12 protein-coding genes are annotated in these 10,527 nt (G+C 72.0%); 6 read left to right on the top strand and 6 right to left on the bottom strand.

Annotated elements, in window-relative coordinates:
• Nucleotides 1–211: 211 nt before the first annotated feature.
• Nucleotides 212–1,531 (bottom strand): GAF domain-containing SpoIIE family protein phosphatase, encoded by a 1,320-nt coding sequence (locus AB0P35_RS32560; RefSeq protein WP_095877776.1) that lies wholly within the window; start codon nt 1,529–1,531, stop codon nt 212–214.
• A 425-nt stretch (nt 1,532–1,956) separates the two neighbouring features.
• Here AB0P35_RS32560 and AB0P35_RS32555 point away from each other — a divergent pair, with 425 nt between their 5' ends.
• Both AB0P35_RS32555 and AB0P35_RS32550 read left to right on the top strand, forming a co-directional pair.
• Nucleotides 1,957–2,799, top strand: coding sequence for a histone protein (locus AB0P35_RS32555; RefSeq protein WP_363518103.1), 843 nt, complete (start codon nt 1,957–1,959; stop codon nt 2,797–2,799).
• Between the two features lie 3 nt (nt 2,800–2,802).
• Nucleotides 2,803–3,912, top strand: coding sequence for an SRPBCC family protein (locus AB0P35_RS32550; protein ID WP_363518101.1), 1,110 nt, complete (start codon nt 2,803–2,805; stop codon nt 3,910–3,912).
• Between the two features lie 680 nt (nt 3,913–4,592).
• On the opposite strand, the gene AB0P35_RS32545 is transcribed toward AB0P35_RS32550, so the two are convergent.
• From AB0P35_RS32545 to AB0P35_RS32535, 3 genes are all read right to left on the bottom strand, one after another.
• Nucleotides 4,593–5,387, bottom strand: coding sequence for an STAS domain-containing protein (locus tag AB0P35_RS32545; RefSeq protein WP_363518099.1), 795 nt, complete (start codon nt 5,385–5,387; stop codon nt 4,593–4,595).
• A gap of 146 nt (nt 5,388–5,533) precedes the next feature.
• Nucleotides 5,534–5,806 (bottom strand): hypothetical protein, encoded by a 273-nt coding sequence (locus tag AB0P35_RS32540; protein ID WP_363518097.1) that lies wholly within the window; start codon nt 5,804–5,806, stop codon nt 5,534–5,536.
• Nucleotides 5,807–5,851: 45 nt separating this feature from the next.
• The gene (locus AB0P35_RS32535) at nt 5,852–6,244 is read right to left on the bottom strand and encodes a helix-turn-helix domain-containing protein (RefSeq protein WP_363518095.1); all 393 of its coding nucleotides are present in this window, start codon (nt 6,242–6,244) and stop codon (nt 5,852–5,854) included.
• 534 nt (nt 6,245–6,778) lie between these two features.
• On the opposite strand from AB0P35_RS32535, the gene AB0P35_RS32530 reads away from it, so the two are divergent.
• Nucleotides 6,779–7,141: an avidin/streptavidin family protein gene (locus tag AB0P35_RS32530; RefSeq protein ID WP_363518093.1), complete on the top strand. Its 363-nt coding sequence runs from the start codon at nt 6,779–6,781 to the stop codon at nt 7,139–7,141.
• A 231-nt stretch (nt 7,142–7,372) separates the two neighbouring features.
• Nucleotides 7,373–7,702 (top strand): hypothetical protein, encoded by a 330-nt coding sequence (locus AB0P35_RS32525; RefSeq protein ID WP_363518091.1) that lies wholly within the window; start codon nt 7,373–7,375, stop codon nt 7,700–7,702.
• Between the two features lie 148 nt (nt 7,703–7,850).
• Here the strand turns inward: AB0P35_RS32525 and AB0P35_RS32520 are convergent, their stop codons facing one another.
• Nucleotides 7,851–8,093 carry a hypothetical protein gene (locus AB0P35_RS32520; protein ID WP_363518089.1) on the bottom strand — a complete coding sequence of 81 codons (243 nt, stop codon included), beginning with the start codon at nt 8,091–8,093 and terminating at the stop codon, nt 7,851–7,853.
• A complete protein-coding gene (locus AB0P35_RS32515) occupies nt 8,090–9,088 on the bottom strand; it encodes an NADP-dependent oxidoreductase (protein WP_363518087.1) in 999 nt (332 codons plus the stop codon). The genes AB0P35_RS32520 and AB0P35_RS32515 overlap by 4 nt, the downstream gene beginning before the upstream one ends.
• 122 nt (nt 9,089–9,210) lie before the next feature.
• On the opposite strand from AB0P35_RS32515, the gene AB0P35_RS32510 reads away from it, so the two are divergent.
• Nucleotides 9,211–10,086: a LysR family transcriptional regulator gene (locus tag AB0P35_RS32510; protein ID WP_363518085.1), complete on the top strand. Its 876-nt coding sequence runs from the start codon at nt 9,211–9,213 to the stop codon at nt 10,084–10,086.
• Between the two features lie 29 nt (nt 10,087–10,115).
• Nucleotides 10,116–10,277, top strand: coding sequence for a hypothetical protein (locus AB0P35_RS32505; protein ID WP_363518083.1), 162 nt, complete (start codon nt 10,116–10,118; stop codon nt 10,275–10,277).
• Nucleotides 10,278–10,527 lie beyond the last annotated feature (250 nt).

Below are 10,527 nucleotides of genomic sequence, written 5' to 3'. Positions count from 1 at the left end.
CCTTTTTGCACCCGTTGGTGGAGGGCGCCGTGCTCGACTATGACCCCCGGCTGGGGGTGCACCACCCCGCGCCGATTCACCCCCGGGGGTGGCCGCACCCGTCGGGGCCCCCCCTCCCAGGGCTTCTCAGTGCCCCGGCAGCGTACCGCCGCTGGTCTCCGGGACGCCGGTCTCGCCCGGGCGTGGTCATGCCGGCAGCGTCGGCCGGTGCTCAGTGGTGTGGCCGTGCGAATCGGCCTGCGCCGGCCGTGGGGATGCGCAGGGCGAGGAGGGCGATGTCGTCGGTGGCGTCGGGGGCGAGGCCGGTGAGGAGTTCGTCGCAAAGGGTGTCGGGGGCCTCGCGGGAGAGGGCGGCGGCGTGCTGGCGCAGCCGGGCCAGGCCGCGGTCGAGGTTCTCGCCGCGGCGTTCGATGAGGCCGTCGGTGTAGAGCAGGACGGTGGACAGCGGCGGCAGCGGATCAGTGGCGCTGGGGCGTGGCAGGGCGGTGTCGACGCCGAGGAGGACGCCGGCGCTGCCTTCGAGGAAGCGGGTGTCGCCGTCGCGGGTGACCAGCAGCGGCGGCGGGTGGCCGGCGCTGGCGTGGTCGAGTTGCCACGGCCCGCCCTCGGGCCCTTGGACGACGGCATAGACGCAGGACGCGGTCGTGCCGGGGTAGAGGGCGTGTTGGGCGAGGTCGAGGCGGTGGAGGATCCGGCCGGGCGGTTCCTGGCGGTCGCAGGCGATGCCGCGGAGCATGTTGCGTAGCTGGCTCATGGTGACAGCCGCATGCAGGTCGTGGCCGGTGACGTCGCCGATGATCAGTGCGGTCCGCCCGGCAGGGAGGACGAAGGCGTCGTACCAGTCGCCGCCGACCTCGGCGGTGCCGTGCGCGGGCGCGTACCGTGCGGCCAGGGTGAGGTGGTTCGGCTGGGGGACGGCGGGAAGCAGGGAGCGCTGGAGGCGTTCGGCGATGTGCTCGGTCTCCCGGTGCAGCCGGGCGTTGTCGATCGCGAGGGCGATGCGATGGGCGATGTCCTCGACCAGCGGCAGGTCTGAATCCGTGAGCGGGGGCCGGTTGCCGGTGCGGGCGACGGTCACCGCGCCGAGGACCTCCCGGCGGGAGCGCAGCGGTGCGATCACCGCGCACGCGGCCTCCTGCTGTGCCAGGGCGCGGTCCTCGGCGGCGTCCCACGGATCGTGCCGGAGCACGGGGCGCAGATCGGCCTCGGTGAGCAGCAGCGGGCCGGCGCCGCGCAGCACCCGGGCGAGCGGGCCGGTCGCGGCCTCCGGCGGCCGCGTCGCGGTTACCGACCGCCCGTCGTCCCGCGGCGGGGTGCCGCGGCGGGAGGCGGTGATCCGTTCCAGGCGCCCGTCGTCGGCGAGCAGGTCGATCGCGCACCAGTCGCCCAGGCGCTGCGCGAGAATCCGGCAGGCCCGCTCCAGCCCGGCCCGCGCGTCCAGGGTGCCGGCCAGCGCCGAGCTGATGTGCGCCAGCGCGGTCAGCCGGTCGAGCGCCTGCTGCAGCGCCTCGTCCACGTCGTATTCATCCACATATGTACCCTGCCCCACAGCGGTCGCAAGGACCCGGACCGCCGTCGCAACAGGACGCTGCGCCGCTGTAGCGGCGGATCCGCTGGTAGGCGAGCAGTTCGCCCTTCTCCTCGAGCGGACGTGCGCGGCTGCCCCGTCGTTTCGGGTTGGGGCGGATGGGGAGACGGTGGACGGTCGCCTGCCCCCGATGACGCGCCCGAGTCGCGTTCGGTCCCCGTCGTCGGGAGTGACGGGACATCATGACGTCCCGCGTGCCGAGGTGGATCAGGCCCTCCGGCCGCGTCGCGTGTGTCCGGCGCTCGCCGGGAACGTGGTGGCGGGCCCGGAGCAAATGCTCCCGTCGCGGGTGCGGGCCCTCGCACCGCGTGTGTGCCCCTGGACGCGGTGCCCGATCGGGAAGGGGCACGGGCCGAAGGGATGACTTCATGAACACCACCACCAAGGTCGCTCTGGGCGCCGCCGTCGCCGGCGGATACGTGCTCGGACGGGCGAAGAAGGGGCGGCTCGCCTTCGCGGTGGCGACTTACATCGCCGGACGGCGGGTCGGGCTCGACCCGCGGCAGCTCGCCACCGAAGGGCTCAAGAAACTGGGTGAGGTTCCGCAGGTCGCGGAGCTGAGCGAGCAGGTCAAGGGGGAGTTCCTGGAGACGGGCAAGAAGGCGTTGGTCGCTGCGGCCAACCGACGCGTCGGCGAGTTCGCCGAATCCCTGCACGAGCGCACGCTCAACATCGGCAAGCCGAAGGAGAAGGACGAGGAGCCGGAGGACGAGGAAGAGCCCGAGGAGCCGGAGGACGAGGAAGAGCCCGAGGAACCGGAGGGCGAGGAAGAGCCGGAGGAGCCGGAGGAGCCGGAGGACGAGGAGGAACCGTCGCGGAGGCGGACTGCGCGGAGGCGGGCGGCCACGAGCGGCGCGGGGCGTGCCTCGCGGTCGGCGCGCAGGGCCGAGGCCGAGCCCTCGCCCGAACGCAAGCCTGCGAAGAAGGCCCGGGCCAGGAAGGCGCCGGCGAAGAGCGCCTCCGCCGCCGAAGGTTCGACGGGTCGCGCGGCGCCGGCCAAGAAGACTGCGGCAAAGAAGGCGGCCCCGGCTGCCAAGAAGGCGCCGGCGAAGACCGCTCCCGCCGCCAAGCGTTCGGCGAGCCGTACCGGGTCGGCGAAGGCCCCGGCGAAGAAGACTGCGGGCCCGAAGGCGGACGCCCCGGCCAGGAAGAGTGCGGCGAAGAAGACCGCGTCCGGCACGTCCTCCACGCGCTCCACCCGTAGGAGGTAGGCCATGGCCACGACGGACCGTGAGGCGCCCGAGAAGTCGGGTTTCGACAAGCTGCGTGAGGAGGCCGTCCACTATCTCGGGGCCCAGGTGGAGCACCTGGTCGAGAAGGCGGGCGACAAGGTCTCCGATCTTACGGGTCAGCTCGGGGAGGTTGCCGAGAACGGGGGTGTGCTGCCGAAGGTGGGCGCCCGTGTCCTGCAGGGCGAGTCGCCGATCAAGGCCTTTCTCGGTGAGAAGGCGAAGAGCATCAAGGAGAACTTCGTCGACAAGGTCATGGGGGCGTTCGGCGGGGGCGGCAAGCCCGGGCGGAAGTCCGGCAAGAAGCCGATGAACATGATCGAGACCCTCGACGTCGGCGTGCCCGTGCGCACCGCGTACGACCACTGGACCAAGTACGAGGACTTCAGTGGTTTTGCCAAGGGCGTGCAGAGCGTCTCGCAGGGCGACGAGGTCACCACCGACTGGAAGGTCAAGGTCGGCCCCTCGAAGCGGAGTTTCAAGGCGACCGTGCAGGAGCAGGTGCCGGACGAGCGCATCGTGTGGACGTCGCAGGGTGCCAAGGGCAGCACCCGCGGCGCTGTGAGCTTCCACGAGATCACTCCCACGCTGACCCGCATCGTTCTCGTCGTCGAGTACTACCCCGCGGGGTTCTTCGAGAAGACCGGGAACATCTGGCGTGCCCAGGGCCGGCGGCTGCGGCTGGACTTCAAGAACTTCCAGCGCTACGTCTCCCTCACCAACGACGAGGCGGAGGGCTGGCGCGGCGAGATCCGCGACGGCGAGGTCGTCAAGACCCATGACGAGGCCATGGAAGAGGAGGAGGCCGCCCGGGAGCGGGAGGACCAGGAAGGCGACGACGAGGAGTACGAGGACACCGAGGGCGAAGGCGAGGAGTACGACGACACCGAGGGCGAAGGCGAGGAGTACGACGACACCGAGGGCGAGGACGAGTACGACGACGAGGAAGAGCCTGCGGAGGGTGACACCGAGGACGAGTACGGAGACGAGGAGGAGTACGAAGAGGACGCTGCGGGGGACGAGTACGAGGACGACGGAGAGGCCGAGGACCTCGAACCGGATGAGGAGGAGGACGACGACCGCGCCCGCCGCTGACCGTCGTAGCGGTCGAGCTTCTGTCCACCGACACGGCCCGGACGCGGCTGCTGAGTACTGGTGCGCGTGGTCGGCCTGAACGTCTTCTCGCTCGCGGCCGGCGGGCACGGAGCCGGCCGGCTGTCCTGCGCGGCCGGTCGCGGGGTCAGGGTGTCTTCTCTGCGGGGAACGGCCGTGCTGTCCGTCGTGGGCGGCTTCGGGGTTTTCTTGGTCACGGCGTTCTTCCGGACTGAGGCAGGGCGGTCGTCGACGAGCGTCTGCTACTCGCAGGCCGGGCAGCCACGGACCCGGTCGTGAAGCGTGCCGTGCGGGTGACGTCGTTCCCTCGGACCCGTCCGGGGCCAGTGTGGTCCAGGAGCGGGTCGGGTGCGGCCAGCGCGGTCCAGCGTGCTCGTCGCGGATCCGGTTCGGCCGCAGAGCCGGCATCCGGGGGGGGGCGGCAGGCGTCGGACCGCGACCCGGCCGCGTGCCCGTGCGACACCTGCGGCCGGTGCGGCTCCACCGGGCTCGGCGAAGCGGCCCGGGTGAAGTCCGGCCTCTCGCTCACGCACTCCGCCGCCCTGCCGGGCGGGAAGTCCGGTCGACGCCGGTCCGGCACCACCGGGTTGGGCACACGTGACGGTTCCCGGTCGAGGGGCGAAGAGTCTCCGGCCCGGGCGGCTGCCCCGATTTTGTGCGCTCTACGCACGTGGGGCGGACGGTTCCTCGCCGTGGCGGGCGGCTTCCTCGGCGGTTGCGTAGACGGGGAACAGGCCTGCGGCGTCGGTGACCTCCAGCACGCGGCGCACCGGGGCGGCGGGTGCGACCAGGACGGTGGGTACTGCCCGGTCGGCTGCCGCCGTTCGCGCCCGCAGCAGGGTGTTGAGGCCGCCGGAGGCGAGCAGCTCCACGCCGCTCAGGTCGACCGCGAGCACGGTCGGGAGGTCGCCGAGCGCCCTGTCCAGCGCCTGTTGCGCTTCGTCGGCGGTGCCCTGGTGCAGGTCGCCGGCGAACACGCACACCACGGCCCGGCCGATGTGTCTCGTGCTCGTCTTCAGCTCGCTCGACATGGCGGCGCGCCTTCCTGCGGGACTGTCCGGGCCGTCGGTTGGCCGTTCAGGGCGGCTCGGACGCTGTCGCGGGTGGTGAAGAGGCGGTCGGTGCCCGTGATCTTCAGCAGCCTTTCGACGTGGGCGGGGGGGTGCGGTGATCAGGAGGTCGATGTCGGCAGCCTGTGCGGCGAGGCGGGCCTTGAGCAGGGCGTTGAGGCCGGTGGAGTCGCAGAACGTGAGGCCGGACAGGTCGACGATCAGCTGCGGCGGGCGGGCCTCCACGGCCGTGCCGAGCGCGTCCTCCAGCGCGGCGCGTTGGTCCTGGTCGATCTCGCCGGCGAGGTGGAGGATCAACACCGTGCTCGGGACGGCCGTCGCGGTGATCCGCAGTACGGGTGCGGCGCGGCGGGTAGGGGCGGGCGGCGGGAGGTGTCGGGTGGTCACGGCGCGCTCCCTTCCGGTCGGGTCGGCTGTCGTGTGAGAGGGTTCGGCCCGTCCAGCGGTCGGTGGCCGCTGGTGCGGGTGGCGGGGCCGGGCCGTTCGCCGCAGGCAGTCCGGCGATGTGCGGTCGGGTCACCGGGTGCCGGGTCTCATCCCCACCGTCTGGTGACGCCGTCGTGGGGTCCGTGCTCCTTGGCCCGGGCCTGTTCGGCGGCGCGGTCGAGTTCGAGCAGGATGTTCAGGGCGGTGGCAGCTGCGGCGGCCGCCGGTATGGCGGCGCCGATGGCGTCGAGCGCGCCCTTCCGGTCGCCGTCGTTCCAGCGGGCCGCCGCGGCGCAGGCCAGGTCCTTCAGCTCGGCGAGCTTGGTGGTGGCCGCCGCCGGCAGGGCGTCGTCGCTCGTGATCGTGTGGTCGTCGGTCATCGGTGCCGTCCCCTGCGCGTTGGGGGGATCCGTTCGGTGGCTGGTTCAGGAACGGTGGTCGTGGTCGTGGTCGTGGTCGTGGTCGTGGCCGTGCCGGTCGCGAGGGCGGGTGTCGCGTCCGCCGTCGGTGCCGGTGGGCGGCGAGAGGTCGGCGAACAGCTCCAGGAATCCGGCGATCTCGTGGCGGGCCTCGGCGGGATGCCGGAAATGCGTGTGGTGGGTGACGCGGTGGTGGTTGCGGCGGCCATGCCGGGTGCGGGTCAGGTAGCCGGCGCTCTCCAGGTCGGTGATGATCGCCTGCACGGCCCGTTCCGTCACTCCGCACGCGGTCGCGAGATCGCGCACGCGCACCTGCGGGTCGCGCGAGATCATCAGCAGCACCCTGGCGTGCTGGGTCAGGAACGTCCAGCTCGTACGGGGCTCGTGCTCGTCCGCCACACCACAAGTATGAACCCGAATTCCGGTTTTGCCATACCCGAAACCGTGGTCGGACGACTCCGCTCGGGCACCAGCACCGCTGCCGGTCGGCCCTGGGGCCGGCTGGGCGGATCGCCGCCCCCCGCAGGATGCCGCCCACGTCGGGCCCGCCCCGCCACCGACCACCCCGCGCGGGGACGCACGGGCGGCCCGCTGCTCTCGCCGGACAACAGCGCGGCCGGCCGAGGCGAGGCTCGCCCTCGACGAGCCGCGGTGCAGTCCTGCCGGCCGGGCACGATGGCTTCGGGCGCGGTAGAGCCGCCCGAGGTCGAAGGAGCCCTGGTTCATGCCTGCCCCGGGGCCGCTCTTGTGCCGGCGTTCCCAGCCGCTCTCCTGCTTCCTCGTCGAGATCGCCTGCCGCGCCGTTCGGTGGGCGATGGGGTCCGGCCCTCAAGTGCAGTAGTGCCGCGGGTCGGGCAGGACTGACGGTGTGAGGATTCGGGCGGAGGGATGGAACGGCGGCCGTCGGTGGCGGCGCGGGACGGGAGATGGCTTGTGACGGGTTTCGCCGGGGACTGGTACAACGAGTTCGGGTCTCATCTGCTGCTGGTGGCCGATGGGGCGGGCAATCTGGCCGGGACGTTCGAGCCCGGGGCGGGGCCGGGTGGCCGGCGGGAGTTGGTGGGCCGCTACGACGCGGCTTCGAGCGGATCGGGTGCGGCGTTGGGCTGGACGGTGGCCTGGCGCGACGGCCGGGGCCGGGCGGCGTCGGTGACCGGCTGGAGCGGGCAGTACCTGCCCGAGGAGGAGCGAATCCTCGCGAGCTGGCTGTTCACGACGGCGAGCGGCGCCGACCAGGCGTGGAAGGCCACGGTCGTCGGCCAGGAGTCCTTCTCCCGGCAGCCGCCCATCAGCTGAACGGGACCCGCCTGCGACGGGACGGCGGGCGCCGACACCGGGCAGCCGGGCCTTACGCACCCGCCGCCCTGCGCCCCACCACCCCGACCAGCCCCGGCGCAGCAACCGGAAGCGCGCTGTGCCTCCACACTGCCCGGGATCCGGGCGGGCCGACACGTGAGGAGTAGTGGCTGCGGGACGGCTGAGTGGGGCAGTCTTGGCTGACCGGACGGCGGATGGGAGGTGTGGCCCATGGGCGAGGGCTTCTTCGAGCCGGGCGGCGTGTACCGGCAGGACCGCGGCGGGGCGTCCCGCGAGGTCGATGTGTTCTTCGTTGCCCATGTCGGCCGGGCACCTGCCGGGTTCGAGGACCGTGCCGGTGCGGGCGAGACCGCTTTCGGCTGGCGCCGTGTCGTGACCGGCCCGGACGGTGCGGGACGACCGCTCGGCCCCTATGTCTGCCACGACGCCGCCGACTGGCAGCCCGTCCCCGACGAGGACATCGGCCCGCTGCTCGGCAGCACGATCCCCGACCTCGCATGGCCAGCCCCCGGCCGGCGCAGACGCCGGCCGCCGCAGTGAGTCGCCCGGGCGCGTTCACCCACGTGCACGCCGTCCGGTTCGCCCGCGCCGAGCTCCTCGCCGACCCGCACGCCGCGACCGTCGCCCCGGTCGCGCCGCGCCGGGGCTTCGCGCACCCGGACTGCTTCGCCGAGGCTCACCGGCGCATCTACGGGAGCCCGCAGTCGGCTGCCGGGCCCAGGTGGTGCCGCACCCTTCCGGTCTGGGCCGTGTGCCCGTCACAGATGAAGTCGAGCACCGGCGCGCGTCCGGCGACCGGGCCGAGCACTCCCTGTCCGGGCATCGTAGAGGTCCAGGTGGTGTCCTCGGTCAGAACCGCTTCCAGCTCGGGCACATGCAGCTCGTCCAGGGCGTGGGCGTACGCCACCGCCTGCTGGAGTTCGGCGATCACGAGACCACCGTCAGCACGATCTTGCCTTGGAGGTGGCCCTGCGCGGCTCGCGCGTGTGCGCTGCCCGCCTCGGGCAGCGGGTAGGTGCTGTCCACCCCGACCTGCAGCTTGCGCTCGTCGAACAGGCGCCCGATCTCGGCGAGCTGGGGGCCGTTGGACCGCACCTGAATGTTCGAGACCGTGATGCCCAGGCGCGCCGTCTCTTCCGGGTCGTACTGGGCGAAGAACACCGGAAGCATGGTGCCGCCGCGCTTGAGCACAGTCAGGAAGCGTGAGCTGTCCGGGCCACCGACGGTGTCGATCACCAAGTCGACACCGCTGACCACGTCCGCAGCCTGCGTCCTGGTGTAGTCGATGAACTCATCGGCGCCGAGCTTGCGCAGGAACTGCTCGTGCCGCCCAGAGGCCACCGCGATCACGTGCGCCCCCTTCCATTTCGCCAGCTGCACGGCGAAGTGACCCACTCCACCGGCGGCCCCGTTGACCAGCACGGTCATCCCTGGCGTGATCGGCACCGGCTGGTGCACCTGACCGGTGAAGACAGACGGCACGTCGTGGCCGAGATCAACCAGGTACTGCCAGGCCGTAAGCACGGCCATCGGCGCCCCGGCCGCCTGCACGTGGTCGATACCGGCCGGCTTGTGAGCCAGGTCCGAAGCCGGGGCGGCCACGTACTCGGCGTACGTCCGGCCGTCGAATCCGGGGAACCGCAGCATGCCGAAGACCTCGTCGCCGACGGCGAACCCCAGCACGTCCGGAGCGACCGCCTGGACCACGCCCGACATGTCCGTTCCCGGGATCAGGGGGAACTCCAGCGCCGGCCTCATCTCGGCCGGCATGACCTTCATCCCCTCACGCAGGTACCAGTCCGGCGGGTTGATGCCCGCCGCGTGCACCCGGACGAGCACTTCACCCGGGCCGATCTCGGGAACCGGCACCTCGTCATACTGCAAAACTTCCGGCCCGCCCGCTTCACGGAACTGGATCGCCTTCATCGCGTCTGTCGCCTTCCTGGGGAAACGTTGCTCCTTGAGTCAAGGCCCACCGCGGCATCGCCGTCCAAGACCGATTCGGCAACCTGATCATTCCGAAACGGCATGACGCGTACGCTGCAAGGGTGAACGATCTCGGACAGGACCTGGAACTGCGGCTGGTGCGCTACTTCACCGTGGTGGCGGCGCACCAGCACTTCGGCCGGGCCGCCGCCGACTTGCACGTGGCCCAGCCTGCGCTGAGCCGCCAGATCCAACGGCTGGAAAAGCATCTCGGCACACGACTGCTGGACCGCGTACCCCAGGGCACCCGGCTCACTCCGGCAGGCCAGAGGTTCCTCCCCCGGGCCCAGGCCCTGCTGCAGGCCGCCCGCCAGGCCGAACTGGCCGTGCGTGAACAAGCCGAGATTGAACGGATCGCCATCGGCTACGTCGAAGACCTGGTGATCACTGCCGCCGTACGGGAACTGCGCCGCCGTTACCCGGACGCCGAGATCACCACCCGATACCTGAGCTGCCGCGACGTCGGGGCGCTGTCCGACAAGCGCGTCGACGCCCTGATCGCGCGGGCCCCGCTGCCGCTCGCCGCCGACGACGTCTTCACCACCCCTCTGTACGAGGAGCCCCGGATGCTCGTGGTCCCGCGCGGCCATCCCTTGGCCGACCGCCCGTCGGTGACCGCGGAAGAACTGGCCGGCGAGCAGGCGGCGCCGTGCCCGTTCGAGACCGCGGACTGGACTTCCTACCGGATCCTCGGGGTCGGCGTGCCGCCGATCGAGAGCTACGAGGACAAGCTCGAACTCGTCGCGAGTGGCAGGGCGATCGCCGTGCTGCCGGTCGGCGATCGGCGTAGCTCACTGCGTCCCAACCTCGTCACCGTCCCGATCGAGGGCGCTCCCTCCAGCCAGGTCGTCCTGGCCAGCCGCAAGGGCGACCCGAATCCGATGATCAGGAATCTCCGGCTGGTGGCCAAGGCCGTCCTGACCGCCCCGGCAGCCTGACCGGGCTCGCCTTCTCCTACAGCAAGGCGATGCGCGAGGGCCAGGGGGTGCGCATCCTGCGCAAGGACCTGGCCCACCTGGTGCCGTGGATGCCGTCGCCGGAGCAGGCCGTCGCCGACATCGCCCAGGACGCCCCGCACTGGGACTTCACGGTGTTCCAGCCCACCACCGGGCCCGGCGCGCTCGCTTGACCCAGACAGGTGAGTCAGCGCCGCGTATCGCCGGGCGCGAGGAGGCCGGTCAGTCCCGGATCGCCTCGGGGGAGGGCTTGAAGTAGTGGATCGACTTCCCCCCGGGGCTGGTTCGCCGAGCTGGCCAACAAGCAGATACGACGGGGCGTCCGCCGATCCGTGCAAGCCCTGGCGGGTCGTTTCGGGGAATCGCGTTGCGTCGCGGGTTCGGCGCGCGGAGGCCGGCGTCGGGGTGTGGAGTTCCCCGATG

The sequence above is a fragment of the Kitasatospora sp. NPDC085879 genome, assembly GCF_040686255.1.
GTDB lineage: Bacteria > Actinomycetota > Actinomycetes > Streptomycetales > Streptomycetaceae > Kitasatospora.
This window is presented reverse-complemented; position numbering and strand designations above follow the sequence as displayed.

What these genes read in the sequence shown, in the direction of transcription:
- AB0P35_RS32515 (WP_363518087.1), bottom strand. Translation starts at nt 9,088, where the DNA reads ATGAAGGCGATCCAGTTCCGTGAAGCGGGCGGGCCGGAAGTTTTGCAG.
- AB0P35_RS32555 (WP_363518103.1), top strand. Translation starts at nt 1,957, where the DNA reads ATGAACACCACCACCAAGGTCGCTCTGGGCGCCGCCGTCGCCGGCGGA.
- AB0P35_RS32505 (WP_363518083.1), top strand. Translation starts at nt 10,116, where the DNA reads ATGCGCGAGGGCCAGGGGGTGCGCATCCTGCGCAAGGACCTGGCCCAC.
- AB0P35_RS32540 (WP_363518097.1), bottom strand. Translation starts at nt 5,806, where the DNA reads ATGACCGACGACCACACGATCACGAGCGACGACGCCCTGCCGGCGGCG.
- AB0P35_RS32550 (WP_363518101.1), top strand. Translation starts at nt 2,803, where the DNA reads ATGGCCACGACGGACCGTGAGGCGCCCGAGAAGTCGGGTTTCGACAAG.
- AB0P35_RS32525 (WP_363518091.1), top strand. Translation starts at nt 7,373, where the DNA reads ATGGGCGAGGGCTTCTTCGAGCCGGGCGGCGTGTACCGGCAGGACCGC.